A 19,899-nucleotide genomic window follows, 5' to 3' on the forward strand; every position below is an offset into this window, starting at 1 on the left:
TCGTTCAACGTAGCATGGTCAACATTCGGCCTTGAGGTCGAGCAAACGGCACACGGCGGGATGATCGATTTGGCAGGATCAAGCAGGGGGCGGTGGAGGTGTGGGCCACCGCCCCCGCATTCGGCCACGCCTCGCCGATCAGGATGTCACGGCGCACTGCCCGCGATCCTGACGGACGGGCCCCTCCGCGTTCGGGCGCACGTCGAAGTCGAAGATCGCTGTAGGCAGGTAGAGCGAGCAGCAGGCGTTCGGGATGTCGACGATCCCGCTGATCCGCCCCTCGATGGGCGCCGAGCCCAGGAGCAGATAGGCCTGCTCGCCCGTGTAACCCCACCTCCTGAGGTACTCGACGGCGTTGAGGCAGGCCCGGCGGTAGGCCACCGTCGCGTCGAGGTAGTAGTTGGTGTTCGTGTCGTGGTCGACCGACACTCCGATGAACGTGAGGAACTCCGAGTAACGCGGTTCGACGTTGCCCGGCATGAAGACCGGGTTCGTGCTGATGCCGTACTTCTCCATCCCTCCCTTGATGAGCTCGACGTGGAAGTCGATGAATCCACCCATCTCGATCGCGCCGCAGAAGGTGATCTCCCCGTCTCCCTGGCTGAAGTGCAGGTCTCCGCCGGAGAGCTTGGCGTCCTTGACGTAAACGGGGTAGAAGACGCGCGATCCGCGAGTGAAGTTCTTGATGTCGTGGTTGCCGCCGTTCTCCCGCGCGGGCACGGTCCGGGCGCCCTCCCGGGCGATGCGGTCCGCCACCTCGCCGGTCGCCGTCCCGGCCAGGGTGTTGTCGGGCAGCGGCGGCAGACCCAGCGGCGGGACCCGGTCGGGGTCGGTGTCGATGAGAGCCTGCTCCCGCTGGTTCCAGCTCGCGAGCAGCTCCGCCGACGGCGCCGTGCCGAACAGGCCCGGGTGGGTGATACCGCTGTAACGGATACCGGGCAGGTGGCGGGACGTCGCCTGGACGCCGTGGAAATCCCAGATGGCCTTGTAGGCGTCCGGGAAGTAGTCGGTCAGGAAGCCCCCACCGTTCACCTTGGCGAAGATGCCGGTGTAGCCCCATCCCTGTCCCGGCGCGTCGCCGATCTCCTGGGGGACCGGCCCGAGGTCGAGGATGTCGATCACCAGGAGATCGCCCGGTTCCGCCCCCTCGACCCCGATGGGCCCGCTCAGCATGTGCGCGTGGGTGAGGTCGACGTCTCGCACGTCGTTGGCCGTGTCGCTGTTGTGCAGCTGAGCATCGGTCCACTCACGGCACTCGACGCGGAACTCATCTCCAGGCCGCACCATGGCGGCCACGGGAATGTCCGGATGCCATCTGTTATGACCTGGTACGTCCTGGTCGCGCATCGACTTCGACTGGTCCACTCTGAACACGACTTCTGGCATGACGACTCCTTCTCTTGATCAGGCACGCAGTGGTCGAGCACGGAAAGCGGCACCACCTCCTCCCCGGCTCGCCGGCCTCGGCTTCCCGCCAGGTCGGCGGAGAGCCTCGGACCGGCCTAATGAGCGGTGATGGTCTCTCCACCTGCGGGACCCGCCCGAGTGGGGACCGCTCCCCCCTTTCTCGTCAGCACCCACAGCCCGCCGAACACCACCAGGCCGAACACGACCAGGACGATCGCGAGAAGGTCCTGGTTCCAGCGCTGCCAGTAGCCGGTGAGCAGGAGATATGACGGGATGGCCGCGGTGACCCACCCCTCGATCGCCGTCACCCAGCCCGTGTAGGTGGTGAGGTGTTCGTGTTTCAAGCCGAGCAACAGGAAGAACAGCAGCCACAGGAACGACCAGTAGAGCCAGATGACCGCGAACGGCTTGTCGTTGAGGAGCCGGTAGTTGGCGAACGAGTAGCCCAGCGCCATGATGGCCACGAACAGCGAGAAGTAGCCGATCCCGGTGCTGTCGAACCCCCCGAGCAGGCCGATCCCCACATACAGATAGGTGAAGCCGAACAGGAAGATCCCCGACGCGCCGAGGATCACGTCCGGTCTGTTGCCGGCAGTGATGATCAGCACGGTGGGTGTGATCACCTGCAGCGTCCCGACGAAGAGGTTGAGGATGGCCGCCGCTCGTGGATCGATCCTCCCCAGAAGCATCAGCCCGTTGATGAAGAGCACCGCGCCGACATAAAGCAGTCCGACGACTCCCATCGATGACACACCCCCTTGTGTCTGTGATGGGCTGTTCAGTTGGGCAGCGTGATCCGCGTACGCCATCCGGTGGCACGGCCGTGCCCAGACCGTGCTGACCGTGGCCGCATCCGAGCGTCAGCTTTCGCCAGGCGTCAGGCGTCGCAGGTTCGGACGTACGTGAATGTGTTGTTGTGCGTTTCGCCACTCATGGTCGAGGCAGGCGCGCCAGCGCCGGGTGCGGCGGCCGCGGGCGCCGCCGACGGGGCACGCTGGAGACGACCTCGGGCGCGTCCCGGCTCTGTTCGTCGCGATCGAGCGCGGCGGACAGCGAGGGATGCGTCGAAGAGAAGTTCGGCGGGGAGAAGACACGGCGGGCGTCGCGCTCGCATGTGGAACAGTGGCGAGAGGCCGGTGCGGTTCCTATCGCGAGATGCACCTCAAAAAGCCCACAATTCGGACAAATATATTCATAGGTCGCCATGGGCACCTCCACCTCGCCCGTCAGAGAGCGGAGATTCCCGGCTCCCTGGCCGGCGACACCGTGAATCCATGTCAGCTGGACCCACAGTTCCGGAGTATCGGAACCTGACTCGCCATGTCAAGGCCCCCGGCCGCGACCGGGGCTCAGTGCGCCCGCACGGGCTCGGGCTCCTCGGCCGCGCGAAGGTCGTAGACGTCGCGAGCGTCCAGAATCTCGATCAGGTGCTCCTCGGACCAGCGCCTGATTCCCTCCATCAGCGCGGCCACGCTCCGCCCCAGCTCGCTGAGCTCGTATTCCACCCTGGGTGGGATCGTCGGATAGACGGTACGGATCACCATCCCGTCGCGTTCCAGGTTTCGCAGCGTCTGGGTGAGGCTCTTCTGGGTGATCCCGTCGAGCCGGCGGCGCAGCGCGCCGAACCGGACCGGACCGGCCTGCAGGGTGTCCACCACCAGGCAGGTCCACTTGTTGGCGATGGCTTCCAGGACGGTCCGCGAGGCGCACTCTCTCAGGTACGCGTCAACGACGCCGAATTCTCCCATAACAGGGGTGGTATCCATGAGGTACCTATATACCCTAGAAGTGCCTTCTTACAAATAGATACCGTTCCGGCCACGATTGATCTCGACAAGGTGCCCCAACCGAGGAGAGCAAGATGCGTGCCATCACCCAGTCCGCTTTCGGCGACCCGTCCGTGCTCAAGGTCGTCGACGTCGACCGGCCGGAACCGAGTTACGGACAGGTTCTGATCAAGGTCGGGGCCGCCGGAGTCAACCCGGTCGACGGGGCCGTCCGGTCCGGAGCCTATCCGCTGCTCGGCGAGCCGCCGTACACCATCGGCTGGGACGTCGCGGGAGTGGTCGAGCTCGCGGGACCCGGCGTGTCCGCGTTCGCCCCCGGTGACGAGGTCCTTGGCCTGCTCGCGTTCCCCGGCGCCGGCAACGCCTATGCCGACTACGTGCTGGCTTCGCCCAACGAGATCATCCACAAGCCCACCGGGCTGACCATGGAGGAGGCGGGCGCGCTGCCGCTGGCCGGTCTGACCGCCTGGCAGGCGCTGGTCGGCCTCGCACGCGTCAGCGCGGGCCAGCGGGTGCTCATCCACGCCGCCGCCGGCGGTGTCGGTCATCTGGCCGTCCAGATCGCCAAGGCGGGAGGAGCGCACGTCATCGGCACCGCCCGAGCCGAAAAGCACGACTTCCTCCGCGGACTCGGCGCGGACACACTGATCGACCACACCACCGCGGACTTCGTCGCGGAGGCCGGGCCGGTGGACGTGGTGCTCGATCTGGTCGGAGGCGAGTACGGGCCGCGTTCGGCCGCCGTCCTCAAGCCCGGCGGCGTGCTTGTCGGGGCCGTCGGCAGCAACCTCGGCATCACCCCGGAGGCCGCGGCCGAACAGGGGGTACGGCTCGCCGTGCAGAACGTGCGTCCCTCGGCGGCCGACCTGGCCCAGCTGGCCACCCTGGTGGAGACCGGGCGGCTCAAGGTGCATGTCGGCCAGGTGCTGCCGCTGGCCGAGGCGGCCAAGGCGCACGAGCTGATCTCGGCCCGCCACACCACGGGCAAGATCGTCCTGGTCCCGTGACGCGTCAGCGGGTGAGCGTGGCGAGGAAGTCGTCGACGAGCTCGACCTGGTGATCCGGCGGGAACCTCTCCGGGTCGAAGAGCGCCTGCACCACCAGGCCGTGTGTGAAGGACAGCACGGTCGTGGCCAGCCGCCGCGGATCGGCCTGGGCGGGCAGCTCGCCCAGACGCTGCGCGTCTTCGATCGCGGTGTACAGCCCCGCGCGGATGCGCTCGTAGCGGGTGGTCTGCGCGGTGAAGAGCGCGGGATCGGAGAGGGCCACATCCCAGGAGGCGACCCAGATCCGGTTCATCGCCGCGCCCTCCGGTGTCAGCGGGAGGATGTTGAGCATGTGGGTGCGCAGCGCGGCCAGCCCGGCCGCGGGCGCCCGCAGGCGCGGGCGCTGCTGCGTGCGCGCTTCCAGGATGTCGAGGGCGTGGGCGATCAGCTCGTGCTTGCCCGCGAAGTAGTGCGTGACGAGCCCGGTGGAAGCCCCCAGGGCCGCCGCGACCGCGCGCAGGGTGAGGCCGGCGAACCCGTGTTCGGCGAGGACCCGCCAGACCGCCTCGGAGACGTCCTGACGCCGGGCTTCGTGGTCGGTGCGCGGAGGGCTCATGACCTATTAGGGTACATACCGAACGTTTGTTATGAACGCGCTCGGAGGCCCTATGTTCTCCCTTCCCCTCACCGCTCGCGCCGAGTTGCGGCCCCTTGAGCCCTGGCTGGCCGAGGAGTTCCTCTCCCATCTCGACCGGGCCCGCGAGCACATCTCACCGTGGGTGGGATCGTCGTTCCGCGCCACCGACCTCACCGGGGCCCGCGCGCTGTTGCAGCGCTACGCCGACAAACGGGCGCAGGACGCGGGCGGCATCTGGGGGATCTGGCTGGAGGGCACGCTCGTCGGCGGCGTGCTGTTCGTGTCGTTCGACACCGCGCTGGGCGTCTGCGAGGCGGGCTGCTGGCTCGAACCCGGCGCGGAGGGAAACGGGCTGATCACCCGCGCCGCCGAGCGGATCATCGACTGGGCGGTGAACGAGCGCGGCATCCAGCGCGTCGAATGGCGGACCAACGCCGACAACGTGCGCAGCATCAACGTCGCCAAGCGGCTGGGCATGACCCTCGACGGCACCCTGCGGCAGGCCTTCCTGTCCGGGGACCGGCGCGTCGACCTCGCGGTCTGGTCGGTGCTCGCCGACGAGTGGCGCGCCCGGGGCGCACGGGCCGCCGCCGACAAGGCCGAGATCGACGAGCTGACGGCCGCCTTCTTCCGGCTGTTCACCAACGCGGGCGGTGCCCGCCCGGACGTCGGTGCGATCCACCGGCTCTTCGTCCCGGGTGGGATCATCGTCAGGGGCGGGTCGCAGCAGGAGGTCTACGACCTGGATTCGTTCGTCGAGCCACGGCAGAAGCTGCTGGCCTCGGGCGAGCTCACCGAGTTCTCCGAAGAGGAGATCTGGGAGCGCACGGAGATCTTCGGCGACGTCGCGCAACGACTGGGCCGCTACCGTAAGCGCGGCATTCACAACGGCACGCCGTTCACCGGAGCCGGGACGAAGAGCATCCACTTCCTGCGCACGCCGGAGGGCTGGCGGATGACCGCTCTTTCCTGGGACGACGACCGCTGAAGTCTGGCCGGCGGGTAACGTCTGTCTGGCGGATCATGTACTGATTCGTGACAGGACGGCGACCGGGGTGATCACCAAGTCGACGTCGTCCTACCATCTATCGTGATCGAATAGATGGGTGCGGGGAGGTGTCGCATGGCTGACCCCAGCGGGCACGACGTGCGCGAGACCGGCGAAGACGAACCGGAGGTCCAGTCCATACGCGACTCCGAACGGCTCACCGTGTCGCTCGACGAGATGCCGCGCCGGTCGGAGGACAGGTGACCTGGGGACCGCGCGACGGGGTGGTGATCGACGCCCACAGCCGGTCCGCCTCCGGACACGCCTTCGGAAAGCTGGCGGACGAGCATGCCGACTTCGTCGCCGGGCTGCGAAGCGAGTGGGGCGAGGAGGCTCCGTTGCCGTACGAGGAGTTCTCCGGCCCCTACCTGCGGCTGAGGCGCAACCTGCTGGACGAGTGCGAACGGCTCGGCGCCAATCTGCGTCACGTCGGCGACGGCCAGGTCGTCATGGCCGAGCGGAACAGGGAGGCCGAGCGCGCCAGCACGATGAGGGACACGCCGGCGGGGCTGTTCGAGGCATGAGCCTGATGAGCGAGCCGGCGGTCGCCAGCGGCCTCAGCCTGCTCGATGTCCCCCCGCTGCCCGACACCACCCTGCTCGACAAGCACATCGGCGAGCTGGACCGGGCGGCCGCCCATCACCGGCTGCTGGCCCACGCGGGCGGGCAGGCCTACCGGCTGGCCGGCTCCAACCAGGGTCTAGCCACGGACACCCTGCATGCCCACATGACCAGCCGCGACGGCGCCGTACCCCAGGCGACCGACCTCGCCGGCCGCCTCACCACGGCCGCCGACAGCCTGCGCGTCTCGACGGCCATCATCAAGTGGGCCGGCGGTCTGCTGGCGGCGGTCGCGGTCGCCGCCGGCGCCGTGGTCACCTTCGCTCCACACCTGCTCCCTCGGCTGAAGGAAATCGCCACGCGGTTCAGTGCCATGCTCCGCAACGCCCTGAGCCACGTCGGGCGCATCCTCACCAGCCTGCTCAGGACGTCCCGGGTGCGCCGGGCCGACACCGGGCGAGTCGCCGGGCTGCGGCGCGGGCCCGGCCGTACGCCGCAGGCCGGGTCGGAGCCCGACTACCTGGCGGTCGCCGCGGACAGGCACACGCCCGTGGACGACGTCCTGGCCGAGGAACTTCGCCGGCCGGGCAACCGGTGGCGCACCGAGGAGGGCCGTGTGTACCACGGCACCCCGGCCTCCCTGGACCGGCTCTTCGAGCAGGGCGTCCGCCCGTACCATCCGGGCGACCGGGTCTACACCTCCCTCGACGAGGAGATCGCGGATGAGTACTCCAGGGGCCGCTACACCCTCTACATTCGCGTTCGAGGTGGCTTCGCCAGGGGTGACGCCCAGGAAACGGTCACCTTTCCCGGTGGGATTCATCGCCGCTTCATCGAGGGCGCGTACGACCACAAAGCCGATAAGTTCATCCCCGGCCCGCATTTCGACCCCAGCTAGAAGCTGTCCGCCGGATCGTGCGCCGATCCGTGAGAGGACGCCGGCCAGGGTGATCCCGGCCCGGGATCGGGCATCGCGATTCCCGCTTTTCGGAGATCGGCGGGACACAGCGCCTCCATGGAGACAAGGGGAGGGTCGTCGCCGACGAAGGCGTACAGCGGCTCAAGGTGCACCAGCCGACGGGCCGGCTCTGACAGCCACGGCTCAGGAAGATCGTGGACGCGCCCGAAGGCCATGACCAACGATCGCTAGACGAGCGGCTGATACGCGCGGCCGGCTGCCTCGATGTGCGCCTTGGCGGCGCGCCGGGCGGTCTCCGGATCTCCGGCGCGTATTCCGGCGACGATGGCACGGTGCTGGTCGGTGATCGCACCGGCCCAGTGTGGGTCGTCCAGGTTGGCCACGGTCGTGACCGCGATCCGGTCCCACACGCGATGCAGGGCGTCTTCGAGGAAGGGATTGCCCGCCGCTGCCCCGATGGCACGGTGCAGAGCCAGATTCGCTTGTGCGGAGGCGCGGGCGTCCTGTGCCTTCACCGCGACCTCGACCTGGTCCACGGCCTGGTCCAGCGCGTCGACCTCGGCCGGGGCGAGCTGGCCCAGCATCTGCCGGGTGGCGGCCAGTTCCGCGGCCAACGCCTCGAGATCGGCGCGCAGCACGAACAGGTGCTCCGCCTCCTTCGACGTCAGCGCCGCGACTGCGACCCCCCGTGCGGCCGGGACGACCAGCCCTTCGGTCAGCAGCCTTCCGATCGCCTCGCGCACCGGCGTCCGGCTGACTCCCAGGTCTGCGGCCAGAGCCGTCTCGGTCAGTCGCTGGCCTGGTGCGTATTCGCCGCTTGAGAACCGATGGCGCAGCGCCGCATACACCGCGTTGGCGCTGCCGGGCTGGGGTCCGGAAGGGATGGCCATGGGCTTAAGTATACGCTGCATACAATTCGGCCGGGGTGGCCGTGGAAGCACTGCCGAAATGAATCCGGCAGGCCGGAACCGAAGCTGGGCAACGCCGTAGACGTCCGGCCGGTCCAGGTGGCACGGCGGGTCGAGCCGGCCTGAGGCACGGCGCCGAGACTGCTCCCGGTCCGTTCCCCAGGCCGCCCTCCGAAGCGGAACGCCGAGGCTAACGCACGACCAAAGAGTCTGGTTCCAGGGATGACGGTGCGGGACGGGCCTGCCGGTACCAGTCGAGAATCTGCTCACCGGTCCAGAACTCGACGTCCTCGTGGGCGCGAATGTGCTGCAGGGCCTGCTCGAAGTACTTCAGACGGTGCGGCGCGCCCATGATGTAAGGGTGAACGACCAGGGCCATGACCCGGGCGGACTCGGCGGAGTCCTTGTGGAGCTGGTCGAACTGGTCGACCGCCCGTTGGAAGTACTCACGTGCCGGATGATGCTGGATCAGCATCATCGCGACGTCGTTGCACTCCTGGGTGTAGGGAATGTTCACGATGGGCGAGGTCCGGGTGGCCAGTTCCACAGGCTGGTCGTCAAGGACCCAGTCACACACGTACTCGTATCCCTCTTCGACGAGGATGTCCGGCGTCTCCCAGGTCTCGGTCAGTCCGGGCCCCAGCCAGCCCCGGGGCCGGACACCGAACGCGGACTCGATCGCCCGGGTGGTGGCCCGGATGTCGGCCCGCTCGTCCTCGACCTTCTGCATGTTCTTCTGGGTGAACCCGTGGCCGATGAACTCCCACCCCCGGTCGCGCGCCGCCCGTGCGATCTGCGGATAGTGCTCGACGGCCTGGCCGTTGATCGCCAGCGAGGCCCGCACCCCCTGACGGTCCAGCGATCGCAGCATGCGCCAGAAGCCGACGCGGTTGCCGTACTCGTGCCAGGCCCAGTTGGGGATGTCCGGGGCGGGAATGCCGCCCGCCGGCGGGGTGAGAACGGTCCGGGGCATGGGGTCGGTGTCGGACCAGGTCTCCACGTTGACGATGACCCACACCACCATTCGCTTGCCACCAGGCAGGGCAAGTCTGGGGCGGCCCTCGATGGGGTCGTACTCAAGCCGTTCACTGGGACGCACAGGTGTCTCCCTCACTGATGGTCACGGTCAGGGTGGGCAGGCCGGTGATCTCAACCCGGATCTGGTCACCGCGGTGGACGGCGGCGACCCCGGCGGGCGTGCCGGTGTAGATCAGATCACCGGGCATCAGCCGGTAGGAGTGGGACAGGTGGCTGATGATCTCCGGAACGTTCCAGATCATCAGGCTCAGGCTCGTGTGCTGCCGCTGACGGCCGTTGACGCTCAGCCGCAGCTCCCCGGACAGAGTCGAAGCAGCCTCCTCGATGGGGAGGATGGGGCCGCAGGGCGCCGAGTGATCGAAGGACTTGCCGGCCTCCCAGGGGCGCGCCATGTCGCGGCAGTCACGCTGCCGGTCGCGCCGGGTCAGGTCGATGCCGGCGGCGAGCCCGAAGATGTGTCCCGGCGCGTCCTGCGGACTGACGCCGGACCCGGTCGCACCGATGGCGACGACCAGTTCGCCTTCGAACTGAAGGTCGTCGGTCTGCGGCGGATAGGGGATGGCGGAGCCGTCGGGAACGACGGCGTCCGTCGGCTTCTGGAAGAAGAAGGGGTCGTCTCGTTCGCTGCCCTCCTGCATCTCCCGGATGTGGTCGAGATAGTTGCGCCCGACACAGTAGACGCGTCGGACGGGAAAGGACTCGGGCCTTCCGCTGACGGGGACGGTGATCCGAGGGAGGTGCCAGAGCATGGGTGTGGTCATGGGTCAGTGATCCTGAGGTGTGTTGGCCTTGCTGAACAGGTGCGGACGCAGGATGAGGGCCAGGACGGCGCCGAGCGCCGAGAAGCCGACGATCTGCACCATGGCCGCCGTGATCCAGCCGGCGGCTGCGATCAAACTGCTGAACAGCAGCCCGGCGAGGCCGGCGGCGACATAGATGCAGGCGACGAACAACCCTGCCGCGCGGCTTACGGCCTCACTGCTGACGGACTTGACGAGATAGCTGGCCGCGGCCACGTAAAGGCCGCTGCTCGCGAAGAGCCCGAACAGGAACGAGAAAGGCGCCTGCCAGGCCGCCGAGCCGGGTCCGAGGAACAGAGCGCATCCGCACGCCGCGACACCGAGGTTGAGCGCCGGCAGCAGAATCCGGGGGCTCATCCGGTCGGCCAGATAGCCGCCGAGCGGAGAGGCGAACGCCGCCAGTCCGGACAGTCCGACGACGAACCCGGCCCCGCTGGGGGCGAAGTCCAACTGCCCACGCAGATAGCTGGCGTACAGGCCGATGAACGCGAAGTCGGTGAGGCCGAAAAGCACGGTGATGACGGCGAGTACGAGGGGGTTGCGGGAGAGAAGCGTGCCCGCGCCACCGATGTGCAAGGTCGAGCCCGCCGACGAGTCGAGCTCGGTGAGCCGAGGCGACACCAGGAGCAGGACGGCTATCGCGAGGGCGACGCCGATGGCGCCGTACGCGAGCATCGGCGCCCGCCAGGTGCCGTAACTCTCCAGCAGACCGCTGCCGAGCGCCGGGCCGATGACCGACCCGACGGCGAAGGCCACGTTGATGCTGCCGATCGCCACTCCCCGACGGGCCGGGAACGCGCTCGAGGCCACAGTGATGATCGCCGCGAGCTGGAGCGCCTCACCGACTCCGGACAGCACGCGCCACAGCAACATGTCCATGAACCCGGTCGAGGCGGCGGTCAGGGCGGTCGCGAACGAGAAAACCAGGGTGCCGGCGACGATCGTCCACTTGCGTCCCAGCGTTCGCTGGAGCCATCCGGCGGGCAGGCCCGCCAGGCCCATCCCGAGGGCGAACACGGTGGCCTGCAGTCCGGCCGCCTCAAGACTGAAGCCGTACTCACCACGCACTTCAACGAGCAGTATCGGGAAGACCATGCGGTCCATGGCGTTGACGGCATAGGCCAGCAGCAGCAGGACGAACATCCCGACCGCGGCGCTGGGGGTCAAGGCCTCCCTCGGCGGGGGCAGGGTTTGGGGGATTGGGGCGGCGCTCATTGCAGGCTCCCTTCACCTGGGTCGCCGACGGATCCGAGAAGGTCGGGGACGGGTTGTCTGGTGGTGCGGGTCGGCAGGTGCCAGTCGCCGGCCGCCGCGGCTCTGCGCAGCAGCGCCTCACGGCGGATCGCGGCGACGGTGACGGGGTTCTCCTCTCCGTCGGCGGGCTTGAGACGGCCGTGTCGCTTGAGAACTCGGCCGTCGGCTATGACGGTGTCGATGTTGTCGATCTGGCCCGTGTAGACCAGTGCCTCGACCGGATCGCCGGAGGGGACGAGATTGATGTCGGACGAGCGCAGGATCACGATGTCCGCGCGTTTGCCGGGGGTGATGGAACCGACGCTGTCATGAAGCCCGAGGTCCTTGGCGCCGTCGATCGTCGCCAGCTGGAGCAGCCTGCGCGGTGTGACCGTGCCGGAGCCGGTTCGGGCGGTCTCGACCGAGATGATCGTGCGCAGATGCCCGAGCATGTCCGCACTGGTCGGCATGGCGAGCGTGTCCAGGGAGAGCGAGACCTGCACGCCGGCTTCGAGGAGTTCCGTGAGCAGCGGGAACCCCATCGTCCTCATCTCTGTCATCGGACTCAGCGACACCCGGGTCCGAGTGCGGGCCAACGCCCGGATGTCCTGCTCACTGGCGTGTACGGCGTGGATGACCTGCACGTCCTCGCCCAGCAGGCCGAGTTCTTCGAGGCGGACCAGGCCGCAGGACCGGCAGCCCTCCTCGCGCAGACACCGATCGCAGTGCATGGTGATCGGCAGACCGAGCGACCGTGCCGTCTCCCACTCGCGCTCGTACACCTCTGGAGGAGTTCGGTAGGGTCCGCGCAGGGCGACGCCGAAGTCCAGCCGGCCGTCGAGGCGGTCACTGGGCCAGCGCGCCCGCAGCGCCACCAGGTCGTCGAGGTCGTTCGTGTTTTCGGGCGCGGCCGAGTCGGGGTGCCCGTAGGAGAAGCGTCCACGCAGACCGGAGTCCAGATGCGCCTGGATGTTGGCGTCGGCGTCCTGAGGCCCGCGGACGTTGTGGTCGAAGTTGTGCACCGTGGTGATGCCGCCGCTGATCGCCTCGGCCAGCCCGAGGCGGGCCGCCCAGTAAAAGTCCTCCAGCTCGAAGTGCGGCGCGAGCGCGCGTTTGACGGTGAAGTAGTCCGTTCCGGGCCGGTCGCCGACCGTGCCGCGCAGGAGTGAGTTCCACAGGTGCCAGTGCGTGTCCACGAAGCCGGGGAGGATCACCGTTCCGGCGGCATCGATGATCTGCACGTCGCCGATCTCGCGGACCGCGTCGTGCGGGCCGACTTCGACGATCTGACCGTCGCGGACGAGGATGTCGGCGCGCGGAATGTCCCCCAGGTCGGGGTCCATCGAGATCAGGTACGTGTCCACGATGAGTAGGTCGTGTCGTTGGTGGCGCATGATTACCTCACGAAGAGCACGATGGACAGGACGAGACCGAAGCCGACGACGAGCCAGCGAAGGTACTGAGCGGGCACACGCCGGGCGAGAACCACTCCGCTCCGGCCACCGGCGAGACCGGCGAGCGACATGACGGCGACGGGGAGCCATTCCACGGGCCCGAACATGGTGAAGAACAGCGCGGAGGCCGACCCGACGATCAGCGACAGAGCGCTCTTGAGGGCGTTGAGCCGGTGCAGGTCCTCGGCCATGAAGGCTCCGAGAATCGCGAGCATCATCACGCCGAGGCCCGCGGCAAAGTATCCACCGTACATCGAGACCACGAACTGGGCCACCAGAAGCCCGCGCCCTCCGCCGGCGGCCCTCGCCTGGTCGAGACGTCGCGCCACCACGCCTTGCATGGCCAGAGCGACGACGGACGCGAGGACGAGAACCGGGACGACGGAGGCGAACCGCTCCGCCGGCGCGGTGAGCAGCACCACCGATCCGCATGCCGCCCCGGCGGCGCTCACCGCGGCGAGTTGCCGGACTCTCGGTCCCACTGTGGCCAGCTCATCGCGGTAGCCGACGAGCCCGCCCGCGTAACCGGGCAAGGTCGTCAGCGCGCTGGTGACATTGGCCGTCACCGGCGAGTAGCCCATGGCCAGCAGCGCGGGGAACGAGATCAGTGAGCCGCCGCCGGCGACCCCGTTCACGGCACCGGCCAGGAAACCTGCCACGGCGAGGACGATCAGTTGCAGGTGGTCCAGCACGGTCCCTCCTCTCTCGCTCGGCGCTTCAGCCATAAGTATGCATTGCATGCAATGCATGTCAAGGAGGGTCCAGCCTCGGATTTCGAGCTTGTACACGCCGAGAGCCTGCCGATCGCCCACGCACTCGGCGTCGATCCGCGACCGACGGTCGACGTGGTGACCGGCGGGCGGGCGTCAAAGTCGATGCCACCGCTGCCGGTCTGCGGCGGTCCCAACGGCCCGCCTGTGAAATTCCTGCTGGTCAAGACTGGTTAAATGGCCGTCATGGCCAGCTTGCCCAAAGATCTCAGCGATGCCTTGGACAGCGTTCTCGGGCGTTTCGCCCCGGCGGACATGACCCGGTCCGTCCAGAACCTGATCCAGCAGTATCGGGAGGGCTTCGACCCCGCCGACACCGTGCTCGGCTCCGAGATCGACGTCGCGGCCTACGCCGGCTACCGGATGCCCGCGACCTTCGCGGCCATCTCCACCGCGCTGCGCCACACCGCGGAGATGGCGCCGGGGTTCGCTCCCCGCACGCATGTCGACGTCGGCGGCGGCACCGGCACGGCCATATGGGCGGCCACCGGGATCTGGCCCTCGCTGGAGAGCGTGGCCGTGCTGGAACAGGCGCCGAAGGCCATCGCCCTCGGCAAGCGGCTGGCGAAGCGGGCCGAGTCGCCCGCGGTACGGGACGCCCGCTGGGAGCAGGCCGTCATCCGCGGGACCGTGACCAAGCCTCCCGCCGACCTGGTCACCATGTCCTACGTGCTCAACGAGCTGCCACCCGACACGCAGGAAGGCGTCGTCCGGTCCCTGGCGGCGCAGGCGCGCATGGTCGTGCTGGTCGAGCCGGGCACGCCGGCCGGATACGCCCGGATCTCCGCCGCTCGCGACGTGCTGATCGACCAGGGCCTGTCCGTGGTGGCACCCTGCCCCCACGATCACGTGTGCCCGATCCCCCGCGACCGGGACTGGTGCCACTTCTCGGTACGGCTCAACCGCAGCGCGCTCCACCGGCAGATCAAGGTCGGCACGCTGGGCTTCGAGGACGAGAAGTTCTCCTATGTCGCGGCCTCGGCCCAGCCGTGGGCACGAGCGGCCAACCGGGTCCTGCGCCACCCGCTCAAGCGCAAGGGGCTGGTGTCGATGCGGCTGTGCACGGGCGGCGAGGGCGTGACCGACGAGATCGTCTCCAAGCGCCATGGCGACGCCTACCGGATGGCGCGCGACGTCTCCTGGGGAGACGAATGGCCGCCTTCGACCGGCGACGGCTCGGAGGAGTGATCCTCCTCCCAGTCATCGATCGTCATGGAGCTGGGGACACCAGGCCGGCGTCGTAGGCGGCGATGACGAGCTGGACGCGGTCGCGGGCGCCGATTTTGGTGAGCAGGCTGGCGATGTGGGCCTTGGCGGTGCCGGGGCTGATGTGCAGGTGGGCGGCGATCTCGGCGTTGGACAGGCCACGCCCGACCAGGATCAGCACCTCGCGTTCTCGTGCGGTGACGCCTGCGAGCTCGCGCGGCCGGGGGCGGGGTTCGGGACGGCCGGCGAACTCCTCGATGAGGCGGCGGGTGACGCTGGGTGCGATCAGGGCGTCGCCGGCGGCGACGACGTGGACGGCGGACAGGATGTCCTCCAGTGCCATGTCCTTGACCAGGAACCCGCTCGCCCCGGCACGCAGCGAGGCGTAGACATTGCTGTCGTCGTCGAACGTGGTGAGCATGATCACACGGGTGTTCGGGGACTCGGCGGTGATGGTCTGGGTGGCCTCGATACCGTCCATGCCGGGCATGCGGATGTCCATCACGACCACGTCGGGACTCAGCCGCCTGGTGAGCTGGATCGCCTGGGTTCCCGTCCCGGCCTCGCCCGCGACCTCGACGCCGGGGGTGCCGTCGATGACCATGCGCAGGCCCGCGCGGATCAGCGGCTGGTCGTCGGCGAGCACGACGCGGATGGTCAACGTGCCTCCATGTGAGCGGTCTGGCCGCGCTCCCGCACCGGGGCGCCTTGTTGTGCGGGGGTGTGCAGCGGGAGGGCGGCGGTGACGCGGAAACCGCCCTCGGGGCGTGGTCCGGCGCTGAGGCGGCCGTCCAGCAGGGCGACTCTCTCGCGCATGCCGGCGATCCCGTATCCGCTGCCGGGCGAGGCCGGGGCGGCGGTGCCGCGTCCGTCGTCGGTGATGTCGATGCGCAGTTCGTCGGGCGCGTAGTCGAGCACGACCTGGCAGTGGCGGGCGTCGGCGTGACGTACGACGTTGGTCACCGACTCTTGGACGATGCGGAAGGCGCACCGGTCCAAGGCGGGGGGCAGCCCGTGCGGCCTCCCCTGGCGGCGCACGTCCACGCGGACGCCGGCGGCCGTGGTCGTCTCGGCGAGCCGGTCGAGGTCTGCCAGCCCCGCCAAGGGCGCCGATTCCGGCTCCGAGGCGGTGGCGGGCTCGCGGAGCACGCCGAGCACGTGCCGCAGCCCCTGCAGCGTCTGCCGGCTGGCGGCCTCGATCGCGCCCAGCGCGTCACGTGCCTGTTCCGGGCGGCTGTCGATCACCCGGGCTCCGGCGCCGGCCTGGATGGCGATGACGCCGATGCTGTGCGCGACCATGTCGTGCAGCTCGCGCGCGATACGCAACCGGTCGGCGGTGACCGCCTGAAGTTCGGCCTGCGCACGCAGCGCCTCGCCGTACTCGCGTCGTTGCCGCAACACCGTCCCCGCCGTCCAGGCGATGACGACGCCCAGGCCGAGCAGGACCGACAGCGCGAGGAAGCCCGACGCGAAGACGCGCAACCCCTGGGTCAGCAGAGCCGCGTGCCAGGCCGCCTCCTGGACGATCAGCGTGGTGGCCGCCGCGGCCAGGCCGGCACGGTGTGAGCGGGCGGCCGTGATGAAACAGACCAGGAGATCGGCCGCCGGCACCAGCGGCCAGGTCCGCTCCGCGGGCTGCGCCAACGCCACGGCCACGAGCAGTTCGGCCAGCAGCACCGCCAGCACCGCGCACGGCCGCCGCCGGGCCCACACCAGGGGAAACGCCATCGCGGCGGCGAAACCCGCGTGGACCGCGCCCACCGGGAGCAGACTCTCGCCGTCGGCCAGCGTCACGGCGTACAGCAGCGGAAGGAAGGCCACGACGGCACACCAGGTCAGCGCCGTCCGCACACCATGCGGCAGCCGCTGCGTCAAGGGTGGCCTGGGCGTTTCTTCGCGCACCTGGCCGATCGTAGTCATCCGTTTCCTCCGCGGGCATCGGCCTTCCGGCCTATGCCCGCAGGCCATCCCATCCCGCGCGGAAACCGGCCCACGGCCAGATGTCGCGCATGCCCGGCCTGCGACACCGTTGTCCAGGTGATCGAAGTCAACGCACTGACCAAGCGCTACGGCGAGGTGACGGCCGTCAACGGCCTGACGTTCACCGTGCGGCCGGGCCACGTCACCGGGTTCCTCGGCCCGAACGGCGCCGGCAAGAGCACCACGATGCGGATGATCCTCGGGCTGAACCGGCCCACCAGCGGCAGCGCCACCATCGACGGCCGCCCGTTCGCCCGGCATCGTGCCGGACTGCGGCACGCCGGCGCGCTGCTGGACGCCGGCGACGTGCACGGCGGGCGCAGCGCCGCCGCACACCTGTCTGCGCTGGCCCGTAGCAACGGCCTGCCGCTCCGCCGGGTGACCGAGGTGCTGCGGGAGGTGGGGCTGGAGAGCATGGCCCGCCGCCGCGTGGGCGGGTTCTCCCTGGGCATGCGACAACGGCTCGGCATCGCCTCCGCCCTGCTGGGAGACCCGCCGGTGCTGCTGTTCGACGAACCGGTCAATGGCCTGGACCCTGAGGGCGTGCGCTGGGTACGCGGTCTGTTCCGGCGCCTGGCCGGCGAAGGACGCACCGTGCTCGTCTCCAGCCACCTGATGAGCGAGATGGAGCACACCGCCGACCGGATCATCGTCATCGGCCGCGGCGAGTTGATCGCCGACGAGAGCGTGGCCGAGTTCGCCGCCCGCGGCACCGGCGCGTCGGTCACCGTACGCACGCCCGACCCCGCCGAACTCGCCGCCGTCCTCACCCCGGCGGGCGCCCATGTGCGGCAGGACGGCGGCGACGCCCTGACCGTCACCGGGCTGAGCGCCGCCCGCATCGGCGAACTCGCCTACGAACGGCGCATCCTGCTGCGGGAACTCGCCCCGCGCGCCGCCTCTCTGGAGCAGGCGTTCATGGAGCTGACCGCCGACCGCGCCGACTACCGCGCCGCCTCTCCGGCCGGTGAACGGTGATGAGACCCGCCCGCTTCCGCGACCTGCTCGCCGCCGAATGGATCAAGCTCTGGTCGCTCCGCTCCACCCGCTGGCTGCTCGGCTTCGGCACGCTGGCCATCGTCGCCTTCGCCGTCCAGAGCAGCCTGGACGCCTATTACAACTGGCCCGGCTTCCCGGCGATGGAGAAGGCCAGGTTCAACCCGCTGACCGAGGCGTTCAGCGGCCTGGCCGCCACCATGCTCATGATCGGCGCGGGCAGCATCGGCGCGCTGACGATCGTCGGCGAGTACGCCACGGGCCTCATCCGCACCACCCTGACCGCCGTCCCGGCCCGCCACCGCGTCGTGGCCGCCAAGCTCACCGTGCTGGGCGCCGTCATGCTCGCGACCGGCGTCCTCGTCTCAGCGGCCACCTTCGGCGTCAGCCAGGCCATCCTGTCCGGTCGCGGTATCGCCGTCTCGCCCGGCGACCCCGGCGTGCTGCGCGTCCTGGCCGCCAACGCGCTGCTCGCGCCGGTGTCGGCGCTCGTCGGCATCGGAATCGGCGCGCTGCTGCGGCACACCGCGGCCGCCGTCGTCACCGTCTGCGCCGTGCTGGTCATCGTGCCGACCTTCTTCCGGCCGACCGTCCACGAGTGGCTCAACGACCTGTACGCCCTGGTCCCCTTCTACGTCTGGCGCACCTGCCTGGGCCTGCCCCAGCTCCGCGACGACCCCGCCCTGCCCACGGTGGCCGGCTCTTGGGCCGTCTTCGCGCTGTGGCCACTGGCCGCCGCCGTCCTGACCCTTCTCCTCGTACACCGCCGCGACGTCTGACCGCCCCTCGAAAGGAATCCGATGAGCACCCTGATGTTCCCGCGCCTGCTGGCCGTACCGCTGACGGCCTGCCTCACCCTGACCGCCACGGCCTACGCCACGACGACCGCATCAGCCACGCGACCCGGTCCCGCCGCTGCGGCCACCACATCGCCGGCCGCCCTCCGGCTGGAACTGCCCCGCCCCACCGGCCCCGATCCGGTCGGCCGCGACGTCCTGTACCTGGTCGACAAGAGCCGCAAGGACCCCTGGGTCCCGGCCTCCGGCCCACGCCGGCTCATGCTCTCGATGTACTACCCCGCCCGCTCCGCCACCGGCGACCCCGCCCCCTACATGACCCCCGAAGAGGCCAAGTCCCTGCTGCGACGCAAGGCCCCCGGCACCGATCTTCCGCCCGAGATCATCAGCGGCATCCGCACCCACGCCCACACCGGCGCCCGCCCCAAGAACGGCCGCCACCCGCTGGTGGTGCTCTCGCCCGGCCTCGGCCTGCCCCGCGCCAGCCTGACCTCCCTCGCCGAGGACCTGGCCAGTCACGGCTACGTCGTCGCGGCGATCGACCACGCCTACGAATCCTCCGGCACCGCCTTCCCCGGCATCGGCCTGCTCACCTGCGCACCCCTGTGCGACCAGCCCAAACCCCCCAAGGGCGGCAAGGCCACCATCACCAACAACCGCGCCAAGGACGTCTCCTTCGTCCTCGACCGGCTGACCGGCCGCCACCCCGCCTGGAAGCGCGCCAACCTGATCAATTCCAAGCGCATCGGCATGGCCGGCCACTCACTCGGCGGCGACGCCGCCTCCGCGACCATGCTGGCCGACAAGCGGGTCAAGGCCGGGATCAACCTCGACGGCACCATCAGCGCCACATTGCCCGCCACCGGCCTCGGCGACCGTCCCTTCCTGCTGATGGGCAGCGAGAGCGACCACAGCCCCGGCAAGGACCACACCTGGAACAACACCTGGCAGGCTCTGCGCGGCTGGAAGCGCTGGCTTACCGTCGCTCAGGCCGAGCACGACAGCTTCACCGACCTGCCGATCGCGAGGAGCAAGGCCGGCCTGTCGTCCCCCGGCGCCATCGCCGCCGAACGCGGGGTCGAGCTCACCCGTGTCTACGTCGCGGCCTTCTTCGACCGGCACCTCAAGGGCAAGAGACAACCCCTGCTCGACGCCCCTGTACCGGTCAATCCCGAAGTCGCCTTCCACAACCCGTGACCTCGCACTGCGTGGTCGCTCTGGGCTGACGGGAGTATTACCGCTGCCGGGGGGGGGCGGCCGGGGGGCGGGGGGGGGGCCCCCCCGCCCCCCCGGGGGGGGGGCTATTCCCGCCGGGCGCCCCCGCTACCGCGGGGGGCGGGGGACGGGTCCCGCCCCGGGCCGGCCCCCCCGG

General features: G+C 69.7%; 23 protein-coding genes. 10 read left to right on the top strand and 13 right to left on the bottom strand.

Annotated elements, in window-relative coordinates:
* Window positions 1–138: 138 nt before the first annotated feature.
* From fmdA to ACFY2X_RS45170, 4 genes are all read right to left on the bottom strand, one after another.
* Window positions 139–1,386, bottom strand: a complete 1,248-nt coding sequence (fmdA, locus tag ACFY2X_RS45155; protein ID WP_389950989.1) for a formamidase — start codon at window positions 1,384–1,386, stop codon at window positions 139–141.
* A gap of 116 nt (window positions 1,387–1,502) precedes the next feature.
* Window positions 1,503–2,150 carry an AmiS/UreI family transporter gene (locus ACFY2X_RS45160; RefSeq protein ID WP_389950992.1) on the bottom strand — a complete coding sequence of 216 codons (648 nt, stop codon included), beginning with the start codon at window positions 2,148–2,150 and terminating at the stop codon, window positions 1,503–1,505.
* Window positions 2,151–2,337: 187 nt separating this feature from the next.
* The gene (locus ACFY2X_RS45165; RefSeq protein ID WP_389950994.1) at window positions 2,338–2,613 is read right to left on the bottom strand and encodes an FmdB family zinc ribbon protein; all 276 of its coding nucleotides are present in this window, start codon (window positions 2,611–2,613) and stop codon (window positions 2,338–2,340) included.
* Window positions 2,614–2,756: 143 nt separating this feature from the next.
* Complete coding sequence (locus ACFY2X_RS45170; RefSeq protein ID WP_389950997.1) at window positions 2,757–3,155, bottom strand: winged helix-turn-helix transcriptional regulator; 399 nt, start codon at window positions 3,153–3,155, stop codon at window positions 2,757–2,759.
* Window positions 3,156–3,268: 113 nt separating this feature from the next.
* Here ACFY2X_RS45170 and ACFY2X_RS45175 point away from each other — a divergent pair, with 113 nt between their 5' ends.
* Window positions 3,269–4,201 (top strand): NADP-dependent oxidoreductase, encoded by a 933-nt coding sequence (locus ACFY2X_RS45175; RefSeq protein WP_389950999.1) that lies wholly within the window; start codon window positions 3,269–3,271, stop codon window positions 4,199–4,201.
* Between the two features lie 4 nt (window positions 4,202–4,205).
* Here the strand turns inward: ACFY2X_RS45175 and ACFY2X_RS45180 are convergent, their stop codons facing one another.
* The gene (locus ACFY2X_RS45180; RefSeq protein WP_389951001.1) at window positions 4,206–4,796 is read right to left on the bottom strand and encodes a TetR/AcrR family transcriptional regulator; all 591 of its coding nucleotides are present in this window, start codon (window positions 4,794–4,796) and stop codon (window positions 4,206–4,208) included.
* Window positions 4,797–4,848: 52 nt separating this feature from the next.
* On the opposite strand from ACFY2X_RS45180, the gene ACFY2X_RS45185 reads away from it, so the two are divergent.
* The 4 genes from ACFY2X_RS45185 to ACFY2X_RS45200 all read left to right on the top strand — a co-directional run bounded on the left by ACFY2X_RS45185 (window position 4,849) and on the right by ACFY2X_RS45200 (window position 7,324).
* Window positions 4,849–5,805, top strand: coding sequence for a GNAT family N-acetyltransferase (locus ACFY2X_RS45185; protein WP_389951004.1), 957 nt, complete (start codon window positions 4,849–4,851; stop codon window positions 5,803–5,805).
* A gap of 135 nt (window positions 5,806–5,940) precedes the next feature.
* On the top strand, window positions 5,941–6,069 hold the full coding sequence (locus ACFY2X_RS45190) for a hypothetical protein (protein WP_389951006.1): 129 nt from the start codon (window positions 5,941–5,943) through the stop codon (window positions 6,067–6,069).
* Window positions 6,066–6,389: a hypothetical protein gene (locus ACFY2X_RS45195; protein WP_389951009.1), complete on the top strand. Its 324-nt coding sequence runs from the start codon at window positions 6,066–6,068 to the stop codon at window positions 6,387–6,389. The genes ACFY2X_RS45190 and ACFY2X_RS45195 overlap by 4 nt, the downstream gene beginning before the upstream one ends.
* Window positions 6,390–6,394: 5 nt before the next feature.
* Entirely contained in the window at window positions 6,395–7,324 is a 930-nt protein-coding gene (locus ACFY2X_RS45200; RefSeq protein ID WP_389951010.1) for a hypothetical protein, read from the top strand.
* Between the two features lie 248 nt (window positions 7,325–7,572).
* Here the strand turns inward: ACFY2X_RS45200 and ACFY2X_RS45205 are convergent, their stop codons facing one another.
* The 6 genes from ACFY2X_RS45205 to ACFY2X_RS45230 all read right to left on the bottom strand — a co-directional run bounded on the left by ACFY2X_RS45205 (window position 7,573) and on the right by ACFY2X_RS45230 (window position 13,470).
* Entirely contained in the window at window positions 7,573–8,235 is a 663-nt protein-coding gene (locus ACFY2X_RS45205; RefSeq protein WP_389951012.1) for a GntR family transcriptional regulator, read from the bottom strand.
* A gap of 208 nt (window positions 8,236–8,443) precedes the next feature.
* Window positions 8,444–9,352: a polysaccharide deacetylase family protein gene (locus tag ACFY2X_RS45210; protein ID WP_389951014.1), complete on the bottom strand. Its 909-nt coding sequence runs from the start codon at window positions 9,350–9,352 to the stop codon at window positions 8,444–8,446.
* Window positions 9,339–10,052, bottom strand: a complete 714-nt coding sequence (locus tag ACFY2X_RS45215) for a fumarylacetoacetate hydrolase family protein (RefSeq protein WP_389951017.1) — start codon at window positions 10,050–10,052, stop codon at window positions 9,339–9,341. Before ACFY2X_RS45215 ends, ACFY2X_RS45210 begins: the two co-directional genes overlap by 14 nt.
* Before the next feature lie 3 nt (window positions 10,053–10,055).
* Entirely contained in the window at window positions 10,056–11,306 is a 1,251-nt protein-coding gene (locus ACFY2X_RS45220; RefSeq protein WP_389951019.1) for an MFS transporter, read from the bottom strand.
* Window positions 11,303–12,718: an amidohydrolase family protein gene (locus ACFY2X_RS45225; protein ID WP_389951022.1), complete on the bottom strand. Its 1,416-nt coding sequence runs from the start codon at window positions 12,716–12,718 to the stop codon at window positions 11,303–11,305. Before ACFY2X_RS45225 ends, ACFY2X_RS45220 begins: the two co-directional genes overlap by 4 nt.
* A gap of 2 nt (window positions 12,719–12,720) precedes the next feature.
* A complete protein-coding gene (locus tag ACFY2X_RS45230) occupies window positions 12,721–13,470 on the bottom strand; it encodes a sulfite exporter TauE/SafE family protein (RefSeq protein ID WP_389951025.1) in 750 nt (249 codons plus the stop codon).
* Between the two features lie 51 nt (window positions 13,471–13,521).
* Here ACFY2X_RS45230 and ACFY2X_RS45235 point away from each other — a divergent pair, with 51 nt between their 5' ends.
* On the top strand, window positions 13,522–13,725 hold the full coding sequence (locus ACFY2X_RS45235; RefSeq protein ID WP_389951028.1) for a hypothetical protein: 204 nt from the start codon (window positions 13,522–13,524) through the stop codon (window positions 13,723–13,725).
* A 9-nt stretch (window positions 13,726–13,734) separates the two neighbouring features.
* Complete coding sequence (locus tag ACFY2X_RS45240) at window positions 13,735–14,736, top strand: small ribosomal subunit Rsm22 family protein (RefSeq protein ID WP_389951031.1); 1,002 nt, start codon at window positions 13,735–13,737, stop codon at window positions 14,734–14,736.
* A gap of 22 nt (window positions 14,737–14,758) precedes the next feature.
* Here ACFY2X_RS45240 and ACFY2X_RS45245 read toward each other — a convergent pair whose 3' ends face one another.
* Together ACFY2X_RS45245 and ACFY2X_RS45250 are read right to left on the bottom strand one after the other, a co-directional pair.
* Entirely contained in the window at window positions 14,759–15,415 is a 657-nt protein-coding gene (locus ACFY2X_RS45245) for a response regulator (protein WP_389951033.1), read from the bottom strand.
* The gene (locus ACFY2X_RS45250; RefSeq protein ID WP_389951036.1) at window positions 15,412–16,674 is read right to left on the bottom strand and encodes a sensor histidine kinase; all 1,263 of its coding nucleotides are present in this window, start codon (window positions 16,672–16,674) and stop codon (window positions 15,412–15,414) included. Before ACFY2X_RS45250 ends, ACFY2X_RS45245 begins: the two co-directional genes overlap by 4 nt.
* A 117-nt stretch (window positions 16,675–16,791) precedes the next feature.
* On the opposite strand from ACFY2X_RS45250, the gene ACFY2X_RS45255 reads away from it, so the two are divergent.
* The 3 genes from ACFY2X_RS45255 to ACFY2X_RS45265 are packed head-to-tail and all read left to right on the top strand — an operon-like array spanning window position 16,792 to window position 19,724.
* A complete protein-coding gene (locus ACFY2X_RS45255; RefSeq protein ID WP_389951039.1) occupies window positions 16,792–17,712 on the top strand; it encodes an ABC transporter ATP-binding protein in 921 nt (306 codons plus the stop codon).
* Window positions 17,712–18,509, top strand: a complete 798-nt coding sequence (locus ACFY2X_RS45260; RefSeq protein ID WP_389951042.1) for an ABC transporter permease subunit — start codon at window positions 17,712–17,714, stop codon at window positions 18,507–18,509. Before ACFY2X_RS45255 ends, ACFY2X_RS45260 begins: the two co-directional genes overlap by 1 nt.
* Before the next feature lie 21 nt (window positions 18,510–18,530).
* On the top strand, window positions 18,531–19,724 hold the full coding sequence (locus tag ACFY2X_RS45265; protein WP_389951044.1) for an alpha/beta hydrolase family protein: 1,194 nt from the start codon (window positions 18,531–18,533) through the stop codon (window positions 19,722–19,724).
* Window positions 19,725–19,899 lie beyond the last annotated feature (175 nt).

This window comes from Streptosporangium sp. NPDC000396 (genome assembly GCF_042898655.1).
Classification (GTDB): Bacteria; Actinomycetota; Actinomycetes; order Streptosporangiales; family Streptosporangiaceae; genus Streptosporangium.